This window comes from Curtobacterium sp. MMLR14_010 (genome assembly GCF_001865015.1).
Taxonomy (GTDB): Bacteria; Actinomycetota; Actinomycetes; order Actinomycetales; family Microbacteriaceae; genus Curtobacterium.
On record NZ_MJGV01000022.1, the window covers coordinates 13,867 to 35,635 of the forward strand.

The window sequence follows — 21,769 nt, forward strand, 5'->3', positions numbered from 1 at the left end:
TGTCGGCGGGGACGGGCACACTGGGCGCATGTGTGGCCGCTTCGTCGTCTCCGACACCACTGCTGACCTGCTCCCGGAACTCATCGGGGAGCTCGCCGACCGGACCGAGCACGTCGACCAGGACACCGGCGTGGTGAGCACCGGCCTGGTCCCGAGCTGGAACGTCGCGCCGACGGACCCCGTGTCCGCCGTCCGGCAGCGCCACGGGGAGCGCGAACTCCCGCAGATCAGCTGGGGCTTCGTCCCGAGCTGGGCGAAGGACTTCCAGAAGCAGCGGCCGAAGCCGATCAACGCCCGCATCGAGACCGTGGCCACGAGCGGCATGTTCAAGCGGGCCTTCGCGACGAACCGGTGCATCGTCCCCGCGCTGGGCTACTACGAGTGGGTCGTGCGCGAAGACGGCAAGGAACCTCACTTCGTGCACGAGCCCGGCGGGGCACTGGCCATGGCCGGTGTCGTGAGCGCCTGGCCCGACCCGACCAAGCCCGAGGACGACCCGGACAAGTGGCGGCTGTCGCTGGCGATCATCACGCGCGACGCCCACGTGGCCCCGGGCGAGGTGCACGACCGGATGCCGGCGTTCCTCACGCCCGACGGCTACGACGACTGGCTCGGCGGCGACCTGGGCAGCGACGACCTGCTCGCGCTGCTCGACCACGAGTCGCTCGCGGTCGCGGCGGGCCTCGAGCAGTACGAGGTCTCGCGTGCGGTCAACAGCGTGCGGAACGACGGCCCGCAGCTCATCGACCCCGTCGCCTGACCGCCGACCTCCGTATCGAGGGAGCAGGAAACGTCGGGTACGCGGGGACGACCCGACGATTCCTGCTCCCTCGATGGCGGGAATGGGGCGGAGGGGCACAGACGGGAGGCCCCGATCACGTCCGCCAGGTGGCGGAGGTGATCGGGGCCTCCAGTCCGTGATCGCTAGCTGCGTCGCAGCGGACCGTACGTGGGCCGGCGACGACGGAGCAGCAGCGCTGCGCCCGCCAGGAGCGCGGCCAGGGCCGCCAGGCCGAGCCCGACCAGCCCGGTCGCACCCGTGAAGGCGAGCTGCGCGGCGTGCACCGCGGCGGCGACACCGACCGGGTAGACCACCGTGATCGTGGCCGTCACCGCCTGGCCGTCGCTGTCGGTGACCGTGTAGGCGAGCTGCAGGGTGCCGGTGTGGTCGGCCTCCGGCGTGAAGACGACCCTGCCGTGCCGGACGGTCCAGACGCCCTCGCCGTCGACGGCCACGCGGGAGACGTGGGAGCCGGAGGCGGGGTCGACCAGCCGCAGCGTGCCGGTGCGGAAGCGGGCACCACCCGTCGCGCTGTCGTTGCCGAGCGGGTCGATGGTGACCGCGCGGCCCTTCGTGCCCGTGGCCTGGTCGTCGGTGGCGACGGCGTGCGCGACGACGGTGATGGTCGCGGTCGCGGTGGTCGTCTGCCCGGAGGCGTCGGTCACCGTGTACGTGAACCGGTCCGTGCCGGTGAACCCGGCGGCGGGCGAGTAGACGTACGAGCCGTCAGCGTGGACCCGGACGGAACCGTGCGCGGGCTTGCCGTGCAGTGCGGTCGTGAGGCCGGTGCCGAGGTCGTTGCGGAGCAGACCGTGGCGGGCGTCGACCGGCAGTGCGACGCCGGCGATGGTGTGGCCGTGGTCGTCCGTGGCGGCGATGCCGACCGTCACGGTGACCGTCGTGTCCGCCTGCTGCCCGGCAGCGTCCTGCGCCGTGTACGCGACGGTGTCGATGCCCGAGAAGCCCGCTGCCGGCGTGTACCGGAAGGTGCCGTCCGCGGCGATGGTGACCGTGCCGTGCGCGGCCCTGCCGACGGTGACGACCGTCAGGTCCGCCCCGTGGTCGTTGCCGAGCACGCCCGGGCCCTTGACCGTGACCGGCGTGCCGGCCGTGGTGCGTGCGGTGTCGTGCGCAGCGGTCGGGACGACGTCGATCGCGACGCGTGCGAACGCGGTGTTGCCGTCGGCGTCGTGAGCGGCGTAGGTGAACCAGTCGCGGCCGGACCAGTTCGCGGCCGGCGTGTAGACGTACGAACCGTCCTTCGCCAGGCGGAGGTGGCCGTGCTGCGGCTTCGTCTCCATGGACGCCCACAGGCCGCTGCCCGCGTCGTCGGACAGCACGCCCTTGGCCGCCGGCATCCGCACGACGCCGTTCGTGGTCGTGGTGCTCCAGTCGTCGACCGCGACCGCGCCCACCAGGACGGTGACCGTGGCGGTGGTCGGCTGCCCGGAGGCGTCCGTCGCCGTGTAGGTGAAGGTGTCCGTGCCGGAGAACCGGGTGTCGGGCGTGTAGACGAGCGACCCGTCGGGGCCGTCCGTCACGGTGCCGTGCGCGGCCGTGCCGTGGCTCGTGACCCGCAGGCCGGTGCCGAGGTCGTTGCCCATGAGCGTGCTGCCGGCGATCGCCAGCGCGGTGCCGGCCGGGGTGCGGACCGTGTCGGCGACCGCGGTCGGGGTGACCGTCACGGTGACGGTCGCCGTGGCGGTGCCCTTCGTGGGGTCGGTCACCGTGTAGGTGAAGGTGTCCGTGCCGGAGAACCCGGCCTCGGGGACGTACGTGACCGTCCCGGTGCCACCGATGCTGGCGGTGCCGTGACTGGCCGTCCCGACCGCGGTGACCGTCAGCGAGGTGCCCGAGTCGTTCTTCGCCACGGGGACGTCGACCGGGGTGGACGCCGTCGTGGTGGCGGTGTCGGCGAGCGCCTTCGGGGCGACGGTGATCGTCACGGTGCCGGTCGTGGTGGTGCCCGTGCCGTCGGTGACCGTCACGTCGAAGGTGTCCGGGCCGGAGTAGCCCGGGGTCGGGGTGTACGTGTACGAGCCGTCCTTCGCCACGGTGGCGTCGCCGTGTGCGGGCTTCGTGGCATCGGTCACCGTGAGGTCGCTGCCGGTCGAGCCGGTGAGGACGCCCTGGTCGGCGGGGACGACGAGCGTGCCGTCCGCCGTGGCCGAGGCGTCGGGCGTGGCGACGACCGGGGTCACCGTCACCGTGACGGTCCCCGTGGCGGTGTTGCCGTTCGCGCCGGTGACCTCGTACGTGAAGGTGTCCGTGCCCGACGTGCCGGGCTTCGGCGTGTAGGTCACGGTGCCGTCGGCGTTGCGCACGACGGTGCCGGTGCCAGGCGTCCCGACGGCGGTGACCGTCAGGCCGGTGCCGTGGTCGTTCGCCGTCAGGTCACGCGAGGTGACGGTGACGGGCTGCCCGGCGGCCGTGGTGACGGTGTCACCGACGGTGCTCGGCTTCACCGTGACGCGCACGATGCCGGTCGAGGTGTTGCCCTCGGCGTCCGTCGCCGTGTACGTGAAGGTGTCCGGGCCGGACCACCCGTCCTTCGGCGTGTACGTGTACGAGCCGTCGGCGTGCATGTCGACCGTGCCGTGGAGCGGTTCCTCGTCGAGGGTCGCTCGCAGGTCGGTGCCCTGGTCGTTCGCGAGGACGCCGTCCGCCGCGGACACCGTCAGCGTGGAGCCCGCGGTCGCGGTCGCGGTGTCGGCAGTCGCCTGGGGGCCGACGACCACGACGACCCAGCTGGTGGCAGTGCTGCCCGCGGCGTCGACGACGTCGTAGTGGAAGGTCGCGGTGCCGGAGAACCCGTCGGTCGGGGTGAAGACGACCGTGCCGTCCTTCCCGAGGGCAACGGTGCCGTGCTGCGCGTCACGGACGGCCGTGACGGTGACGCCGGTGCCGACGTCGTTGCGGGTCAGGCCGCTCGTGGCGATGCTGACGGGCTGGTCGGCCGTCGTCGCCGCGGTGTCGGGCAGGGCGCGCGGCACGACGGTGATCGTCGCGGTCACGGTGCCCGAGTTCCGGCCGGTGCCGTCGGTCACCCGGTAGGTGAACGTGTCGGTGCCCGAGGTGCCCGTGGCCGGTGCGTAGTCGACGCTGCCGTCCTCGGCGACGACCGCGGTGCCGTTCTTGGCACCGGTGACGATGGTGGTGGTCAGGTCCGTGCCGAGGTCGTTGCGCTGCACGTCGACCGTGACCGGCACGTTCGCCGTGGTCGTCGCACTGTCGTCGGCAGCCGTCGGGCGGACGACGACCGTGACGGTCGCGGTGGCCGGGGTGCCCGACCGGTCGACGATCGTGTAGTCGAAGGTGTCCGTGCCGGAGAAGCCGCCGGCCGGGGTGTACGTGTACGTGCCGGTGGCGCGGTCGAGCTCGAGCGAGCCTTGTGCCGGCGTGGTGTGCGCCGTCACGCTGAGGCCGTCGCCGAGGTCGTTGCCGAGCAGGCCGGTCGCGCGGTCGGTCGTCACGGCGGAGCCGCCGGCAGCGACGCTGACCGTGTCGGCGACGGCCTTCGGGGCCACCTGGACGGTGACCGTCACGGTGTCGGAGCCCGAGCCGTCGGTCACCGTGTACGTGAAGGTGTCCGTGCCGGAGAACCCGGCGGCGGGCGTGTACTTGTACGAACCGTCCGGCTGCACGGCGACCGTGCCGTGGGCCGGCTGGGTGGACCCGCTCACGTGGAGGTCACTGCCCAGGTCGTCGGACAGGAGGCCCGGTGCGGCTCCGACGGTCGGCTGTCCGGCCGTCGCGGTGACGGTGTCGGCCCCCGCGGTCGGCAGGACGGTGACCGTCACGGTCGCGGTGGTCGTGGTGCCTGCGCTGTCCGTCGCCGCGTAGGTGAAGGAGTCCGCGCCGGAGAACCCCGTGGCCGGCGTGTACGTGTACGAGCCGTCGGCGCGCACGTCGAGGGCGCCGTGTGCCGGGTCGGTGTGGTCGGTGACCGTCAGGCCCTTGCCCGCGTCGTTCGCGAGCAGCCCGTCGCCGGCCCCGGCCTTCGCGGTCGACCCCGCGTGCACGGTGACGGCGTCGTCCGCGGCGCTCGGGGTCACGGTGACCGTGACGGTGCTCGTCGCGGTGCGGCCGGACGAGTCCTTCGCGGTGTAGTCGAACGAGTCGGTGCCGGAGAAGCGGTCAGCGGGCGTGTAGGTCCAGGAGCCGTCGGCCGCGACCGTCGCCGAGCCGTGGGCGGGGGTGGTGTTCGACACCACGGACAGGCCCGTGCCGCTGTCGTTCGCGAGCACACCGGCGGACGCCGGGACGCGCACGGTGGTGCCGGCGGCGGTGGTGCGGGTGTCGGGGCTGGTACTGACGTGCGTGGCCTTCATCGTGTTCGTGAAGGTCACGACGACGTCGGTGCCGTCGCTCGACACCGCCTGCGGGAACACGAAGGACGCCTTCGTGCCGGTGCCGTCCGCCACGGTGCGGTTGCTGCCGAGGTCGACGGCCTTCCACGTCGTGGCGTAGTTCGCCGGGTCGGTGGTGCCCCACGGGGTCTGGGTCACCGTGTAGTTCTTGCCCGGCGTCGTCAGGATTGCGCCGGCCTTCTTCTCCTGCACGCCGGTGTCCGACCCGGTCGTGGTGTCACTCGTGCCCTTGCTGGCGCTCGTGATGCCGTCGCCGGTGATGGCGAGGCCGAACTGGTCGCCCGCGGCCCAGCGCTGGTCGATGTCCGCCTTGCCGGTGACGGTGTCGGCGTAGTTGCAGGTGGCGAGGTCGCTGGCGCCGTAGTTGCCGACGATCGGGAAGCTCCGCACCTGCGTGCCCGCGGTCGGGTCGAGCTGGTAGATCGTCGTGGTCGCGACGTTGTTCGTCGTGACGGAGTTCGAGATGTAGAGGTACCCGTCGGAGGAGAACGCGATGCCGGGGCTGTTCGTGCCGGACGGCAGGGTCGCGATCTCGACGGCGGCGAGCGGGGTGTCGGCACCGGCGACCGCGGGGACGGTGTCGGCGTTGATGCGGTAGACCTTGTCCGCTGCGACGACGAACATCAGCCCCTGCGAGCTGAAGGCAAAGTCACCGTTGCCGGCCTTGAGCCCGGTGATCTGACCGACCTGACCGAGGGCGGTGTTCGTCGCCGGGTCGTACGCGCCGAGCCAGCCGGTGTTGTCGCCGTAGTAGTAGATGCCGTTCGCCGGGTTCACGGCACCGCGGATCACCGAGCGGACCTTGTCGGTCGCGATCGGGTCCGACGCGTTGCCGGACTTCGGGTTGTACGAGCGGAGCGTGGCGCTCACGCCGTTGGAGGCGGCGAACAGGGACGTGCCCTCGCGGGAGATCCCGAGGCCGTTGTTCGCTCCGGTGCCGAGGGTCGTGACGTCCACCGTCGAGCCCTTGGAGTCGCCCGTCGTGATGTCGACGGCGACGACCTTGCCGGCGCTGTTCGTCGCGTAGAGCGTGTTCTGGTCGCAGACGAAGTGTCCGTCGGTCGTCGCGGTGACCGCTGACGCCGGCGTCGCCGCGACGACGGCCGTGGCCGTGCTGAGGCCGGTCCCCACGAGGAGGGCGGCGGCGAGCACGGCGAGGGGCCGGATGCCCGCACGGCGGCGGGGCGCGGCAGAGCGCTGGGAGGCAGACAGCATGGATCACTTCCGGGTCGGGTCGACGGAACGCGACCCGCTCGATCCCGCAGGGACAGGAGAACGGACGTTCGCGCTGGCCTGATCCTGACAGGAAACACGGAGGAAGTGGGGACAACGGCGGTCCCCAGTAGGGGGGACCACTCGTTCGGGGGACGACGCGATCGGCATCGCCCCGGGCATGACGAACGCCCCGCCGGAGACCGACGGGGCGTGCAGTGGAGACGACTAGGACGCGGTGCGGATGACGTCCGGCAGGACCAGGTGGAGGCGCTCGGCGAGCTTCGCCTGCGCATCCTCGAGCGAGCGGAAGTCGCCGACGTACTGGCCGAAGGTGTCGGACACGAAGTAGTGCGAGCCCTGCTTGTCGACGGTGCCGCCGTAGTAGCCGCCGTAGTTCGCGGCCCAGAGCCCGGTGTCCGGTCGGGTCCAGAGGATCGTGGCTCGCGCGGGCTGCACCGGCGCGATGACCTCGGCCTCGATGGCCGCGATGACCTCGATCGTCTCGGTGTCGAGGGTGACCTCGGTGGTGGCGTGGTGGTCGTCGATCAAGCTCATGGTCGTTCCTTCGTGTCGTGCGTGTGGTGCGTTCGTGCGGGTGCAGTCGTGGCGCCGGTCAGTCGACCGAGCGGATGACCGGCGGGAGCATCACGTGCAGGCGGTCGGCGAGGTTCGCCTGGGCGTCCTCGAGCGACGCGAAGTCGCCGACGACGAGGCCGAACGTGTCCGAGGCGACGTAGCGGTTCGCGACCTTGTCGACGGAGCCGCCGAAGTAGCCGCCGTAGTTGGCGACCCACTCGCCGTCGTCCTCCTGTGTCCAGGTGAGCTTGGCGCGCGCCGGACGGGTGGTGGGAGCAACCCCGGCCTCGAGGATGGCGATCGTGTCGACCGTCTCGGTGTCGAGGGTGAGTTCACGCTGCGTCTGCGTGGTGCTGGCGGTGATGCTCATGGCGCTGCTCCTGTCACGATCCGGGGTACATCGGGCTGTCCCTGAAATCTAGGGGTTCGAGCATGTCCGCCGCCATCCAGCCCCGGGCATTCACGGCTTCCCTTCATGCCCTCCATCAGCCCGCCCCGGTTTCGCGGGCCTGATCGACCCCGAACCGGGGTACACGTCCCCCACCGGGGTACTCGCGGTTCGGACAATCGGCGAATGGGGGACAACGGTCGTGGGCGATACGGTCGCTCCCATGACGCCGCGACGGACCGAGCTGCTCGCCCGGGCGCTCCTGGTCGCGCTCGGGGTGGTCGTGCTGGCGATGGTCCTCGTCCCCGCGACCGGGCAGGCCGCCGCGTCCGTCGTGCTCCACGTCGCGAACGTCCTCAGGACCCGCGTGGGGCACGGGACGCTCACCCTGTCCGACGACTTCGTCCTCGCCGCGGTCGTCACCGGGGTGAGCGCCTGTCTGCCGGCGCTCGTGGCGGGGGCGAGCCGAGCCTCCCGACCGATGCCCCTGCCGATCCGGCGAGCCGCCCTCGTGAGCCTGCTGGTGGCGGTGGCGGGCGCCCTGGCGCTCGCGCTGGTCAGCGCTGTCCCGTTCGTGACGTTCCGGTCCCTGGTGACGGCTGCGGCCGTCGGGGTGGCGCTCGGGACCCTGGGGCTGGCGGTGCACCAGACGCTGCGTGACGCGGGCAGGAGCGCGCTGCGGGCGGACGGGCGGAGTCGGCGGGCTGCGGTCGTCCTCGGGGCCGTGTACGCGGCGCTCGTGGGCGTCATCGCGTTCACGGGGTCACCGGTGGACGCGGGGGCGCAGCCGTGGCTGCTGCGGACGCTCGAGCGCCTGCACACGGTCGGCCTGCCGGGGTGGTTCGACTACGCGGCGACGGAGTTCTCGGCGAACGTGCTGTTCTTCGTGCCGCTCGGGGTCTTCGTGGTGCTGCTGCTCGGTGCGCGCCGGTGGTGGGTCGGCGCTGGATCCGGGTTCCTGCTGAGCGTTCTCATCGAGGTGTCGCAGTCGCTGTTCCTGCCCGCGCGGTTCGGGTCCGTGGACGACGTCGTCTCGAACACGTGCGGGGCGGTCGTCGGGGCGTTGGTGGGGGTCGTGGTGGCGGGGCGGACTCGTCGACCGCATGATGGGGTGCGCGACTCCGCAGAACAGGGTGAGCGCTCTTCCTCGGCCTGAGTACTCGTCAGTACCGTCGCCCCATGACCAGTACCCGAACCCGGTCGACGTACTCACCTGTCGAGACCCGAGCAACCTCGTCCTACAACTACCAGCAGTACGACACTGCAGATCGCCAGCCCGTGCGTCGCGCCCAGACGTACCCGTGGTGGATCTGGACCGTCGCCCCGCTCCTGACCATCGTGGTCGTCGACGGGGTGCTCTTCGTCGTCTGACGCAGGAGCTCCCCAAGGAACGACGAAGCCGCCGGGACCGAGGTCCCAGCGGCTTCGTTCGTGCAGAGGTGCTCAGGCCGCGATCTGGCCGTCGCGCTGGCGACGAACCGTGCCACGGACCACGAGCAGGCCGCCACCGAGGACGACAGCGCCGCCGCCGACCCAGAGGGCCAGAGCGGAGATGGTGCCACCGGTGAAGGCGAGCGAACCGGTGCCACCCGAGGCGCCGACAGCTGCTGCGCCGGCGGCCGGGGTGGCCGTGATGGCGGCAGTGCCGATGTTGCCCGAGGTCACACCCGTGGCGGTCAGCGTGTAGGTGCCCGAGGCACCGGCCGGCAGCGTGACGCGCGGCGAGACGGCACCGGTCGCGGAGGCGGTGTACGCCTTCGAGACGGAGGTCGTCGGGAGCGCGCCGAGCGTGACGGCACCGGCACCGGTGACCGTGATGTTCACGGTCTCGTTGCCGACGAACGAGCCCGGGCCGAAGTTGATGATCGTGGTGCCGCCGGCGATGGTGCTGCCGGTGACGGTCACGTTGGACGTCGGGACGTAGCCGGCAGCGTTGGCAGCAGCCGGGGTCGCGATGAGTGCGGCGCCAGCCAGCACGATCGCAGCGATGATCTTCTTCATGAAGTGGTTCCCCTAGTGATCTGATCCCTGAGACCCTGAGACCCAGAGCCCTGACCCCTCGCAGACAACCGACCGACATTGGTTCCCTGCAGCGCGGTTGGCGAAGTTCCCTCAAACTAGCGGATGTTCACAGCGGCCACGCATGATCTTTGTGTCGGGCTCGTGAACTCTCGTGCTGGCAGAACTGCCGGTCCACGGTCCGCGCACACCGAGTCCGCGGTCACAGGAGCGCATTTCCCCTGGTCAGCGGCGATAGCTGCCAGATCTGTACCTGCGGTCACACCACACGTTCGCGCTGTGATCAGCTCGCCGCCACGCGAGACTCCCCCGGAATGGGGGCACGATCGCGGCCTGAAGAGCCGGATACCGCAGTGTCAACCCGCCGAGTTGCCACAGTCGACCGTGGTCGGCTGTACCTCGGTCTGGACGATCGTCGGGGTGGACATCGCTCGTACGGCCGCCCGGGCCTGGCCGGCCGTCCCCAGGAACGTGACGCGGAACGTCGTGCTCTGCCCGGGCGCGAGCAGGGTCTGCACCTGCACGACGGGGTGCGCGCCGTCGACCGCGGTGTGTGGCGCGGCGGTCTTGCCGTCCTGCGTCGAACCGAGGTAGATCTCGCCCTTCGCCGCGTAGACCGCGACGTTCGTCTGGACGTTGCCCGGCTCCACGCCGAAGTTCCCACCGCCCGTCACGTACGCCGGGAGGCTCGTGGCTGCGTCCGCAGGTGCCGTGTTCTTCAAGGTGACCTGGACCACCGACGTCGGTCGCCCGTCCGCGCGGCAGACCGCGCTGCCGACGGCGACGGTCTTCTGCAGGTAGAAGTCCATCTTCGCGCCGGTCGCATCGTTCAGGTAGACACCGAACTGTCGCTCGGAAGCACTGCTCGTCGGCAGCGGTCCGGTAACGGCGGTTCCGTCGAGCCGGTCTCGCTCGGCGCTGTCCGCGCTCCACAAGCGCAGCCGGTTCTCCTGCACGCCGTCGGTCAGGGCGCTGATGAAGGTCTTCGGGTCGAAGGCGCCGCTGGACACCTTGTCGAACACGGCACTCGCGGCCGACGCGAAGAAGGCGTCCTGCATCGCGGGGTCCGGGTACTTCGCGTACACGTCACTCAGGAGCAGCTTGACCGCGTTGCCGGAGTTGAGCGTGTCCCCGGTCGGCAGCTGCACCGGACCGGTGGCCTTCAGGAGGTAGGACAGGGTCACGGGATCCATGGACAGGACGCCGTCGACCTGCTGGCCGTACTTCTGCTTCCACATCTCCCGCGCCAACCTCGCCGAGACGTCGAACCGCGGCGTCAGGGTGACGTCCTGCATGTACTCGCCAACGATGGGGCCGTAGAGCCCGACAGTGTCTGTCGACAGCGGCAAAACGGGCTGTTCGGCGTGCCCGAAGGACGACCCGGATGCTTGATTGGCCAAGTGGATCGCACCATCCCGCACATCGAGGAGCGCCACCGCACCCGGGATGCCTCCCCCTGCCCGCAGCTCCGCGTTGTTCTGGAACAGCAGCAGGTACCGGCGGTCCCCGTCGTGCCCGAGCATGGCCGGCGCGAGCTGGACGGCCCGGTTCGCAACATCGGCCTGCCGAGCGACCGAAGCGACCGCGTTGCGGAGCTGGTCCACCGCACCGGTCACCGGCGAGAGCGTGTCGGAGGTGTCGATCGCCGTGGCGTCGCGGTCCGCCTTCGCCAACGTCGTCGCTGCGCGCTGGACGGCCGGCTGCGCCTTCACCAGCGGCGCGAGGTCGACCTTGCCGTCCTTCGGTGCGAACGCCTTGACGTTCACGTCGCCGATGACGCCGGCGACCGGCTTCACCGCTCCCGTCGCGACGTCGTCCACGACGACGGCGACCTCACGCACCGCGCGCAGGTTCGACCCGACGAACGGGAGGACCTGGAACGCACCCCACACCGGGTCCCCGGTCAACGACCGGGCAGCGGCAGCGTGGTCTTGCAGGTCGTCCGCCGTCTTCTGCGCAGCAGTGCTGTTGCCGCTGACGAGTTCCGAACGGAGCGTGCCGACGAGCTGCACGGACTGCTCGAGGTCGCGTTTGGCCATCAGGCCGCGCACCCCGACCCAGGCGACAGCGAGGATCAGCAACAGGACGAGCGCCAGCACGACCCACAGCACCGGCCGGCCCCTGGAACCCCGGCGTGCTGTGGTCCGTCGCGACTCGGGAAGGTCGGACATGGTCGTAATCCTATGGTTGCTCAAGTCCGGTCCCTCGGCGGTTCGCAAGCCTGTGATTGAGGCCGCGCACAGCCAGGTGACCTTGAGAGGGATCGTTCAACGTCACCCGCAGCCCAGTCCGACGCGACAGAGAGCTCGGCGATTTGAGCAACGACCGCCAACTCGCGCATGTAAGCGAACTAACCTCGACGCCTCGTCCTACTTTCGATCTTGTCAACGCCTCGGGTTACCAGACGCTCAGTACGGCCACGCGTCGTGGCAGCTCCTGCCGCACCCATCACCCGGACCGGGGGCCGAGCCGACCTATACTCACAGTCGGGACAGGGGCCCGGCCGCAGGGGTCGGACTGGTAGTGGGGCCGCCGCCGTTGGAAGGCGGGCGGAACTCGCCGTGCCTCGCGATACGACCGGGGATGGTGGATACGTGCCGAGCACGTCAAAGCGTGGAAATCCGGCCAGAGTCGTTTTGATTCACGCCTATTCGCGCGCGAATTCTGGTGACGGGCTCCTCGTTGACGAAGCGACCGCCCTGGTACTCGAAGCCGCACCAGACGCTGTCGTCGATCTAGTAGCGTTGGATCCAGGGTCCTTCCCGGAACACCCAACAGCGGTGCATCCGATCTACGGATACAACGGCACTCGGTCACTTCCAGCGCTTCTCCGTTCCGCGATTCGTGGTCGCCCACACGCCGATGTATCAGCTCTCTACGCGTCTGCCGACTTGATCGTCGCCGTCGGTGGCGGCTACCTCAGGGCTGACGGGGCGAGCGGATTTTTCAAGACCATGCTCGCCCACCTCTCGCAGATCCCTTCCGGATCTGTCTCGGCCCCCTTCATCTATCTACCTCAAAGCATTGGCCCGTTCCCTTTCCTCACGCCGCGCCTCAACCGCTTGAAGAAGGCCGAAGCGGTCTTCGTGCGCGATGACAGAAGCCTGGCTCTTCTCAACAAGCGTGGAATGAACGGGCTTCGTCAACCGGACCTGGCTACACTCGGCGTCCGGTCTAAAAATCCCTCAAGCAGCACCGGCAGTGGCGAAGTTGGTCTCATTGCGCGCAAACTCAACAATCGTGTAGGCACCTACACCCGGGAACTCATGGAGTTGAAGAGACTCACCGACGCGAGGCTCTTGGTTCAGTCCACAGGTCGCGGGAACGACGACCCAGCTTTTTACAACGATCTCGGCTTTGACGGCATCTTCCCGACCTTGCAGCAGCAGCTGCTATCCGAGGCCCGCCCTTCGGTAGTGATCTCCGTTCGGCTGCACGGAAGCCTTCAGTCCCTCCGTGCCGGTGTCCCTACGATCCATCTGTCGTACGAGCGTAAGGGCTGGGGCGCGTTCGAAGACCTCGGGCTGTCGGAGTACGTCCACAACGCCCGGAACTTCTCAGCCGAACGAGTTGCCGAGCAAGCGCTCAACCTCAGGGAGACCTCGGCGGCGTATTGGCGAGCAGTCGCCGGCCGCGAGGGCCAGCTCGAGCAGAGCAGCCGGTTGATCGTAGAACGCATCCAGAGCGCGTTGGCCGCCTGACCAATGACTATTCATGAAAATCGAGACGGCAAGAAGCTTGATCACCGCAAGCTCCTCAAAGGAGGTGCGCCCGCTTTCCTCAGCAGCGTCATGGCAGCCCTTGTTCCAGCCGCCGGAATCCTCTTCCTCGACCCGAATGCATACGCTGTATGGGCCTTGGCAGCAACCCTCACCACAATCTTCCTGCTGGTCGACTTCGGCACGACCGGGCTAGCAACGAAGCTTGCGGCCGAGGCGCGGATAGGGGGTCGACCGTTGATCACGTTGTTCGCCCTGACTGCGGTGCCACCGATCCTGCTCACGGTGATCACCCTCGTGGCCTGGCCGGCATATTCAGCCGCCGCCAAGTTGACCGATGCACGCGACCCTGCCGTTCTCTTGCTGATCACACTCGTCGGGGTTGGGACAACACTTCGGAGTCTCGGACTCATCTCCGCAGCCGTAGCACTGGGCCGCAACGACTTCCGAAAGCGAAGTGCAATCCTGCTCGCCGGTGCTCTCACGCAAGCTGCGGTCACTGTCGCCATGTTGGCCTCAGGAGTGGGAATCCTGTCCTTGGGGTTCGGAGTCGTCACTGGCGGACTCGTACAACTGGCGTTTGGCATCATCCTCGAACGGCCGGACCGCGAGTCCGCCTCCACCGAGCCCGTCTGGCCCCTGGTTCGCCGCTTCGCGTCGTCACGCGGAGCAGCAGTGCTGTTCGGAGTCGCGATCACCCAGCTCGATCGGTGGTCGCTAGGCCTGTTCGCCAGCGCTGCGGTCGTGACCGTTTACGACATCGCGATCCGCTTCGCTACGATGCCGAAGATCGCCCTGTTGGCCTTCGGTGGAGGCCTCGTTACGGAAGCGAGCGGCGAACCCCCGGCACATCACCTACTCAAAGTCTTCAGAACTTATACGAAGATGTATGCGGTTCTAGCGGGCGTCGCTATTCTGCCGGTAGTATTCGTGGCTGTACTTATCGGAACAACCAGAACCAATCTTCCCCTCCTTGTGATCCTGCCCATCGCAGTGCTAACCGCCATGGCTCACGCGGTCAATGCAACAACCATCCCCGCAAGCTTCCTCGGCATGGGGTTGGGGCGCCCAGGGCTGGAGTTGCTCTATTTGACACCCCTGGTGGCATGTTGCGCTCTGAGCTACGTCATCGGGAACTTGACCCAGTTGCCGTTGGGTCAGGTGGGAATCTGGGCAGGCGCGATGTTTGCTTGCTCAGTGATCTACGTCGTTGCGTTCCCACGGCTAAACGGATGGAGAAGAGTGAATGCTTGACAGGTTGTACTCGCGAGCCAAACGCCTCCATCTCAACGCCGGGCGGAGAAAACTTGAGGGATCGGGGCGCCTCACTGTCGGACGCCACTCGTATGGAACGCCACGGTTCCTCACATTCCGCGATGACTCAACATCGATCTCGATCGGCAGCTTCTGCTCGATCGGACCTGACGTAACTTTCATTCTCGGAGGCAACCACGCAACCGACCGTGTCTCAACGTTCCCGATCGCCGAGCGGTTGAAGGTCGACCGGGCCGTTCCGGGATTCCCGGAGTCGAGAGGCAAGATCACCGTCGGCAACGACGTCTGGATCGGACATGGGGCGACTGTGCTTTCCGGTGTCACCATAGGTCATGGTGCTGTTGTCGCAGCTGGCGCCGTCGTGGCGCGAGACGTGCCCCCGTTCGCAATCGTCGCCGGCGTCCCAGCGGCAGTCATCCGCTTCCGTCTTGACGAGGCCACGCAGCGCGCGGTTCTCGAGTCTAAGTGGTGGGATCTTCCTGATGAGAACATCATTGGTGCGTTAGACCTTTTGAACGCGCGCGCAGCGTCATCAGTTCGCGAGGAGCTGCGTGACATCCGTGAAGCTTGAAAACGCGGCCGCCTCACCTGGCAGCCGGAGCGGGATTGTTCTCTTCTTGGGAACATTGCTCCTCTGGGTCATCCCTGTCGACTTCGTCCGACTGAATCCGACCTGGTCATCGCTGTCGCAGGGGCTGACTGCTGCCCTCGGCTTGGCGGCAGTCATACTCATAGTCCGGGCACGGCACCTACGAATCGCTTTAGTTGCATCCTTGGTCCTACTCCTGCTGACATCGTCGTTGGCCACTGGCTCTGTTGTGCCGCCCTTCGAGTTCTTGCTGCCGTTCCTGATAGGCGTGGGGTTGGCCCTCGGTCTGACCCGAGGACAGTTCGGAGTGGCGCTGGTGATTTTCGGAACGATGGCTTTCATCTCGATCTGCATCGATACGCTGACGCATGGGCCGACTACCTCCTCACTGTTTGGCTCCCCTATCCAGTTGTCCACGTTGACGGGGACTCGGTCCCGCGGCCTGATCGGACAGCCTGTCCCTGCAGCGTTTGTCTGCTTGGCGCTCACTGCCTCACTCGCCTGGCTGGCAACGGCAATCCGGTCACGATCGAGAAGGTTCGTGGCCTGGTTCGCCACCGGAGCTTCTCTCATCGTCACGTTGATCACGACTGGAACCCGCTCAGCACTGATTGCTCTCTTGGCAACGGCCGCTCTCATGTTCCTCGCAGCAATCCTCCGGTCAGGATGGCGCGTTCTCATCCCACTCGTCGTCTGGTCTCCGGCTGTCGCAGCTACTCTGATCATCCTGTTCCAGACAGTTGGTAGCGGATTCAGCGGGACGCGCCTCGGAGACTTTGGAGGACTCAATGGAAGCGCTTCCTTGAGTAATCGGCTTTATGCTTTGGAGTTTTTGCACCGCTGGGCGAGTTCGACGAACCTGGTCGACCAGATCATCGGTCACGGGCCTCGGAATCTTCAGCAGACGCTCTCCGCCTACCAAGGCGCTACATCACTGAACACAATCGACAACTTGTTCGTGACGGTGCTTTGGGACTTCGGGCTGTTCGGCGTCCTGTTGCTCTTTATCCTCTTTGTCATCGCTCTCCGACGGCTACTGAGTACCGACCTCCTACTGTCGAGTGCAGCCATCGGCGTTGCGGCCATACTCCTCAGCGGACTCGCATTCGACGCGCTTTACACGCGTCCTATGGCCATCATATTCGCAGCGATGGCTACACAACTTTTTTTGAGGACTCCAAACGATGCAGACGCCACAGACACCGTGATCACAAACAGTCGCCCGAAGGGATCAACAGTCAAGTGAGCGATTCGGCCAAGCGACTCGTCGTAATCGCCCCATGGCTTCAAGGAGGTGGCGCCCAAGCCGCAATGTTCGAGAGTGTTCGGAGAGCCGCATACTCACCAACACTGCTGGTCGTCCTCTTCAACGGCAATCGGGATTTTGATGGCGCTCGCGAGCTCTTCGACGAGGTTCTCTTCTTGGGCAACCCGAAGAGCCCCCTGGGAGTCCTGAAGGCCGCCAGGCAGCTGAAACGAATGTTGGAACCTTCCGACCGCGTGTATTCTCTTATGCGCGGCAGCCACGTGGTTTTAGGCTTGCTGCCGTCACCTCGCTTACGAAAACTGGAACTTCTGGCAAGCTTCCACCAGTCCCCGGACGAAGACGCGCGCAGCGCGACAGGGCGAATCGAGAACATACCGGTTCGTAGGCTGATGAAACATGCACGATTGGTGACAGCGCCATCTCAACGGGCGATTGACGAGCTCCGAGCAGCCAGGGTGCTCGGTCCCGAGCAAGGGGTGCGCTCGTCAAATCCGATCCGCTCCGCCGCTGGCGCTCCGGTCCGCCGACGCCGTGACGCAGACGACCCCGTCCGGCTCCTCCTAGCCGGACGCCTGGACGACCAGAAGGGCATATCCGACCTGGAAGGATTGCTCGAGCAGATCTCGCATCCGGTGGAGCTCCTTGTTGCGGGAGACGGCCCACTCCGGGATGAAGTCAACCGCCTCAGCACAAACTTGTGGCGTCACACGGTATCTCCACTCGGATACCAATCGAACATCTTCGATCGGATCGACGAAATCGACTACATATTCTTGCCGAGCCGGTTCGAGCTCAACCCAGTGATCATCTGGGAGGGCTGGTCTAGAGGTCGCCCTGCGATCGGTAGCGACATCGAAGCGTTTAACGACCTCAAGACGAGCGGACCTATCCACATCTTTTCAGATCCTGCGGATCTCGATTTACTCATTAGCCGCTTGGCGCGTCGCACAGATTCTGACTTCGATGGGGCGATCCGGGCCGCTGGAGCAGAGGAATCGAGCCAAGTGCTTGTCCGGAGTCTTCGTGGAGGTCAGCAGCTTTGAACACCTCACTCTCGGTGGTCATCGTCGTCTTCGACACAGACCCGGTATTACTGGACCGATGCCTGTCTTCCTTGGAGACACTGGACGCATCTAGACGCGATGGAACTGAGATCATCGTGGTCGACAACTCCCCGCACGACGACTTGGGCAAGCGGTTCTCAACGGGAGTCGCCCAATGGATTCGCGGTCAGGGCAACGTTGGATTTGGGCGCGCGGCGAACCTGGGCATCCAGGCCGCTCGTGGAGAGGCTGTGCTCCTCCTAAACCCTGACGCTGCGGTCTCGCCCCGAGCTGTCGCCGCTCTGCAGACCGCCCTCGGCGAGATCAACGATGAGAAATCGCTGCTCTGCGGCTGGCTCACCAAAGCGGACGGCGTGCAGGTGGACGCGTACATGCACTGGTGGTCGTCTACCGGTCGGCTTCTGAGGCGAGAGAGATACCGGCGTTACCTAACTCGACAGTGGGAACAATCGACTGTGGTCGTGCAGAAGGTGAGCGGTGGCGCTCTCTTCGCCAGGCGATCGGTTCTGCTTGATCTGGGTCCGTTCGACGAGCGCTTCTTCCTCTACGGCGAGGACGCCGACCTCTCGGTCAGAGCGCGAGGCCTGGGATATCAGCTGTATGCGGTACCAGACGCTTTCATCCTTCACGAAGGCGCATCCAGCCAGACGCAGCACTCATCCTTGGTGGAACGAGCACGGGTGGATGCCGCTATCCGCATCGCCCGCTACCACCTGCGCTATCCATTGAGTCTTCTCGTGGAGCTCGATCTTCTCCTCATCAGCGCACTCGGGCTGATCCTGCGCCGAGCCGGTTCGAGCGGGTCCATTGAAGGTCGCCGAGATCGGCTGGCCGTGATTCGAGACTGGGGCCTCCGAAGAGATCGCCAGGTGTTCGAGCCCTGACCCTCAGCGCTCCATTGCGCCTGGAACTTCCACGCGGGGCAGCGCGCCCAGACGGCGGTAGGCCGACTCAACGCCCTCCGCAAGCCGCTCTTCTGAGAAGCGAGCACGCTGTGCCAGAGCTGCCGTACCCATAGCTTCAGCCTGGTCTGGATCAGCGATCAGCTGCCGAACTCTGAGTACGAGTTCCTCGTCTGAGTCGACGACGTAACCGGTAACCCCGTGGATCACGACGTCCCGGTTGCCGACGCAATTGGTCACGACCGCTGGAAGTCCGAGGCACTGAGCTTCGATAAGAGCGACTGGCATCCCCTCCCAGAGGGAAGTCATAACGAACACGTCCGCTGCAGCAACTCGTCGCAGCAGCTCAGCGTGCGCCAGCCATCCGGAGACCTGTGCGGCGCTTTCGGAACTCAACCATGCGTCCTTCGCCGATTTCGAGCCATCGCCAAGCCACTCGAACCGAGCAGACTCATGGAGGGCATCGGCCAGTGCCGAGAAGCGCCAAGGCGCCTTTTGATAAGTCACTCTCCCGGCGGTCACCACGCGCGGGCCCACCTCACTCAAACGGCTCACCCTGGCCGGCAGCGTCCCGAGATCCACTGTGTTCTCGACGATCGCGACTCGTTTGATGTGCAGCGTGTTCCGAGCCAGGCTTGTTTCTGATTCGGATGCGAGAAGGAGACCGCTGCAGCGACGCGCCAGCACCGTCTCGGCAGCAGTGAAGAGTAGGCGTCGGGTACGAGACAGGTCCTCTCGCAAGAAGGAGAACCCGTGAGGGGAGTACACGATCCTCTGCCGCGTCCGACCCCAACCAAGTGCCAGACGCAACGCCGCGCCAGCCCAAGAGGAGTGCAGATGGAGGACTGTCTCCGGGCGCCGGACCAACTGCCTCCGGGCGGCCTGCACCAGCTGCCGCAGTTGGGAGCCCAGTCCAACGCCTGAGACTTCCAAATAGGTGACCTTTTCCCCGAGGTCAGTGAGGATTCGGTCAAGTTCGGGCGTGTCCGCTCGACGGGAAGCGATGACAACGACCTCAACTCCCGCCTCAGCCTGCTGGCGCGCGATCGAGATCAGCATCTGGTACACGCCACCGCCGAAGGCTTCCGTGACGTGAACGACCGATTGTGGTGATCGTCGACTCCCACTGGACGAGAAGGCTCCCCGAGCAAGGTCATTTCTTCCGAGAATCAATACGCTCCTTCGGAGCGCACTACAGCCCGCGCCGTCTTCAGCAGAATCAGGATGTCTGACACCAGAGACCAGTTTTCGACATAGAAGAGATCCAGCCGCACCGAGTCCTCCCACGACAGATCAGACCGGCCACTGACCTGCCACAACCCGGTCATACCGGGCTTGACCAGGAACCGACGGTGGACATGGACGTCGTAGCGCTCGACTTCGCGGGCGAGCGGCGGGCGCGGGCCGACGAGCGACATCTCCCCCATCAGCACGTTGAACAGCTGAGGGACCTCGTCGAGGCTGTACCGACGCATGAACGCGCCGACCTTGGTGACCCGAGGGTCGTTCCGCATCTTGAACAGGACGTCGTTGCCCTCCGCACGGTCGAGTGCGCTGAGCTCCTGCAAGCGTGCTTCGGCGTCTACGACCATGGAGCGGAACTTGACCATCGGGAAAGTGCCGCCGTTCAGCCCGACACGCTCCTGGAGGAAGAACACCGGGCCAGGAGAAGTGGCCTTCACCAAGACAGCGAAGACGAGCAACACCGGCGAGAGTACGGCGATCAAGAGTCCCGAGCCGATCAGGTCGAAGGCCCGCTTGGTGTAGAGCTTGCGGCCTGAGTACGTGGGCGTCTCCACGTGGATCAGCGGCAGGCCTTGCACTGGGCGTGTGTGGATGCGCGGGCCACCGATGTCGGTCAGGCTTGGCGCGACCACGAGGTGCTGCCGGCCCGGTTCGAGAGACCAGCTGAGCTGTCTGACACGTTCCGGTGGCAGATCGTCCGAACTGGTGATGACGACGGTGTCAGCGCCCGTCTCGCGCAGTGCCTCCGCCAGGTCGTCGAACCCGCCATGGCTCTGGATGCTGGACCCCGGCAGGAGCCCCCGGTGGCCCGACGAAACCGCCGCGCCAACCACGCGGTAGCCAGCTTCCGGCGAGCGGCCGAGCTCGCGTCCGATGTGCAGCACGCTCGCAGGTGAACCGACGAGCAGGACCTTGGCCGAGTAGTCACCGTGCTTGCGCTGCGCGACCAACCACTGGCGCCAGATCCAGCGTGACAAGATCAGCACCAGGATCCCGATGGGGAACGCGATCAGCACGTACCCACGCGCGAGGTCCACGTGCAACAGGAAGGCTGCGATCGCGAGCAGGCCGAACACACGAGCACTGGAATCTGCAACCAACCGGTACTCCGCGCTGCCGACTCCGATCACGCGGTCTCCGCGGGTGTCGTAGAGGGCCAGTGCGCTCATCCAGACGATGATCACGACGATCGAGATCCCGAAGTAGCTCAAGCGGACGTCCGCAGTGTTCGTCGCCAGGTTCGAGCTGAAGCCGAGCCACGCGATCTGCACGCCGAAGACGACCCAGATCAACGCGAGCAAGTCCGTGATGAGCACACCCCGCGAGTAGCGGCGGCTCCAGTCCTCGGTCGCCCCGGTCACGCGCGGCACCCGAACTGCACCGGCGGTCATCGACGATCCCGCGTCACCACGTCATGCCACCGTCCGCGGACACAGCGACCTCGTCGCCGGCCCAGGCCCAGAGCGTCTTGCCGACGAGGGCGATGGCCACCGGTCCGTCGGTCGCGCCGTCCTCCCAGCACCCCATCGGGCTGACCTGGGAGCCCGAGACGACCTGCGTCGCCGGCAGGCTGACGACCTGCACGCCGTCGCACATGGAGGAGCCGAGTCGGGCGAGCGTGTAGGTCTCGCCGGCGTCGGCGATCGCCTTGACCCCGGGGAGCGCGACGCTCACCCACGGACCGGTGCCGCTCCGCCAGTCGACCTCCGGTGCGCACGCGACGAGGGTGGTGAAGCGGCCTTCGTAGGCGTCGGCGGGCTCCTCGCACGGGGAGTCGATCTCCCCCGTGGACAGGTCGACCGCGGTGTCGCTGATCGTGGCGCCGAGGTCGCTCCGCTCCGCCGCGGCCCAGGTGACGCCGTCGTCATCCGTCGTGCGTGCGGTCTGCGTGCAGTCGTCCCCGACATCAGCCAGGATCGACAGCGTGCCGGTCGTGGCGCGCAGTGCCGTTACCGCGTGGACGTCCTCGCCGAGGTCGACTTCGGCCCAGGTCGCGCCGCCGTCGACGGTGCGCTGCAGTACCGGCCGTGTGGCGGAACACGACCCGCCGGAGGCTCGCCATGCCTCCTTGCCGTCCACTGCGGCGATGAGGTGCCGGCTCGCCGCGCCACCCGCTCCGGCCGCGCCGGCGGAACCGGTCGCGCTCGGATCTGGGGTCTGCGTGGGGTTCGGCGTGCTCGTGTAGGTCGGGATGGGCCCGGCCGGCCCATGCTGCTCCGGCGCGGTGCGCCCGAGTGCGAGCGTGACCAGCAGGACGTCGACCGCGACCAGCGCGACGACGACGACTCCGACCCAGATCAGGGTCGTCCGTGGGAGCGATCGACCGAGGCTTCGGGCCCCCCGGCGTCCTTCCATGTCC

Annotated in this window: 17 protein-coding genes; 9 read left to right on the forward strand and 8 right to left on the reverse strand. The window is 67.1% G+C overall.

The features are described from left to right. The first annotated feature begins 28 nt into the window (after positions 1 to 28). Positions 29 to 760, forward strand: coding sequence for an SOS response-associated peptidase (locus tag BIU98_RS04650; RefSeq protein ID WP_071272490.1), 732 nt, complete (start codon positions 29 to 31; stop codon positions 758 to 760). 164 nt (positions 761 to 924) lie between these two features. Here BIU98_RS04650 and BIU98_RS04655 read toward each other — a convergent pair whose 3' ends face one another. The 3 genes from BIU98_RS04655 to BIU98_RS04665 all read right to left on the reverse strand — a co-directional run bounded on the left by BIU98_RS04655 (position 925) and on the right by BIU98_RS04665 (position 7,312). Continuing rightward, positions 925 to 6,366 carry an Ig-like domain-containing protein gene (locus BIU98_RS04655; protein ID WP_071272346.1) on the reverse strand — a complete coding sequence of 1,814 codons (5,442 nt, stop codon included), beginning with the start codon at positions 6,364 to 6,366 and terminating at the stop codon, positions 925 to 927. 225 nt (positions 6,367 to 6,591) lie between these two features. Further along, a complete protein-coding gene (locus BIU98_RS04660; RefSeq protein WP_071272349.1) occupies positions 6,592 to 6,921 on the reverse strand; it encodes a hypothetical protein in 330 nt (109 codons plus the stop codon). Between the two features lie 58 nt (positions 6,922 to 6,979). Next, positions 6,980 to 7,312, reverse strand: coding sequence for a hypothetical protein (locus BIU98_RS04665; protein ID WP_071272352.1), 333 nt, complete (start codon positions 7,310 to 7,312; stop codon positions 6,980 to 6,982). Positions 7,313 to 7,553: 241 nt separating this feature from the next. On the opposite strand from BIU98_RS04665, the gene BIU98_RS18380 reads away from it, so the two are divergent. Continuing rightward, on the forward strand, positions 7,554 to 8,486 hold the full coding sequence (locus tag BIU98_RS18380; protein ID WP_083392977.1) for a VanZ family protein: 933 nt from the start codon (positions 7,554 to 7,556) through the stop codon (positions 8,484 to 8,486). A gap of 23 nt (positions 8,487 to 8,509) precedes the next feature. Next, positions 8,510 to 8,701 carry a hypothetical protein gene (locus BIU98_RS18845; protein WP_139200562.1) on the forward strand — a complete coding sequence of 64 codons (192 nt, stop codon included), beginning with the start codon at positions 8,510 to 8,512 and terminating at the stop codon, positions 8,699 to 8,701. Between the two features lie 72 nt (positions 8,702 to 8,773). On the opposite strand, the gene BIU98_RS04675 is transcribed toward BIU98_RS18845, so the two are convergent. Together BIU98_RS04675 and BIU98_RS04680 are read right to left on the reverse strand one after the other, a co-directional pair. Continuing rightward, positions 8,774 to 9,331 (reverse strand): hypothetical protein, encoded by a 558-nt coding sequence (locus tag BIU98_RS04675; protein ID WP_071272355.1) that lies wholly within the window; start codon positions 9,329 to 9,331, stop codon positions 8,774 to 8,776. Positions 9,332 to 9,705: 374 nt separating this feature from the next. Further along, the gene (locus BIU98_RS04680) at positions 9,706 to 11,520 is read right to left on the reverse strand and encodes a DUF4012 domain-containing protein (protein WP_071272358.1); all 1,815 of its coding nucleotides are present in this window, start codon (positions 11,518 to 11,520) and stop codon (positions 9,706 to 9,708) included. A 423-nt stretch (positions 11,521 to 11,943) separates the two neighbouring features. Here BIU98_RS04680 and BIU98_RS18385 point away from each other — a divergent pair, with 423 nt between their 5' ends. Genes BIU98_RS18385 through BIU98_RS04700 form a run of 6 tightly spaced genes read left to right on the forward strand, consistent with a single transcriptional unit; the run spans position 11,944 to position 18,147 of the window. Continuing rightward, positions 11,944 to 13,050, forward strand: a complete 1,107-nt coding sequence (locus BIU98_RS18385; protein WP_175481286.1) for a polysaccharide pyruvyl transferase family protein — start codon at positions 11,944 to 11,946, stop codon at positions 13,048 to 13,050. Between the two features lie 3 nt (positions 13,051 to 13,053). Further along, positions 13,054 to 14,322 carry a lipopolysaccharide biosynthesis protein gene (locus BIU98_RS04690; protein ID WP_139200563.1) on the forward strand — a complete coding sequence of 423 codons (1,269 nt, stop codon included), beginning with the start codon at positions 13,054 to 13,056 and terminating at the stop codon, positions 14,320 to 14,322. Beyond that, positions 14,315 to 14,914 (forward strand): CatB-related O-acetyltransferase, encoded by a 600-nt coding sequence (locus BIU98_RS19945; RefSeq protein ID WP_083392979.1) that lies wholly within the window; start codon positions 14,315 to 14,317, stop codon positions 14,912 to 14,914. Before BIU98_RS04690 ends, BIU98_RS19945 begins: the two co-directional genes overlap by 8 nt. After that, entirely contained in the window at positions 14,895 to 16,178 is a 1,284-nt protein-coding gene (locus tag BIU98_RS04695) for a hypothetical protein (RefSeq protein ID WP_139200564.1), read from the forward strand. Before BIU98_RS19945 ends, BIU98_RS04695 begins: the two co-directional genes overlap by 20 nt. Further along, entirely contained in the window at positions 16,175 to 17,242 is a 1,068-nt protein-coding gene (locus BIU98_RS18395) for a glycosyltransferase (RefSeq protein WP_139200565.1), read from the forward strand. Before BIU98_RS04695 ends, BIU98_RS18395 begins: the two co-directional genes overlap by 4 nt. Then, entirely contained in the window at positions 17,239 to 18,147 is a 909-nt protein-coding gene (locus tag BIU98_RS04700) for a glycosyltransferase family 2 protein (protein WP_175481287.1), read from the forward strand. Before BIU98_RS18395 ends, BIU98_RS04700 begins: the two co-directional genes overlap by 4 nt. A gap of 3 nt (positions 18,148 to 18,150) precedes the next feature. Here BIU98_RS04700 and BIU98_RS04705 read toward each other — a convergent pair whose 3' ends face one another. The 3 genes from BIU98_RS04705 to BIU98_RS04715 form a co-directional block, all read right to left on the reverse strand. Beyond that, entirely contained in the window at positions 18,151 to 19,233 is a 1,083-nt protein-coding gene (locus tag BIU98_RS04705; protein ID WP_071272373.1) for a glycosyltransferase, read from the reverse strand. A gap of 101 nt (positions 19,234 to 19,334) precedes the next feature. Then, on the reverse strand, positions 19,335 to 20,801 hold the full coding sequence (locus BIU98_RS04710; protein WP_071272376.1) for a sugar transferase: 1,467 nt from the start codon (positions 20,799 to 20,801) through the stop codon (positions 19,335 to 19,337). Between the two features lie 13 nt (positions 20,802 to 20,814). Next, a complete protein-coding gene (locus tag BIU98_RS04715) occupies positions 20,815 to 21,765 on the reverse strand; it encodes a hypothetical protein (protein ID WP_071272379.1) in 951 nt (316 codons plus the stop codon). Positions 21,766 to 21,769 lie beyond the last annotated feature (4 nt).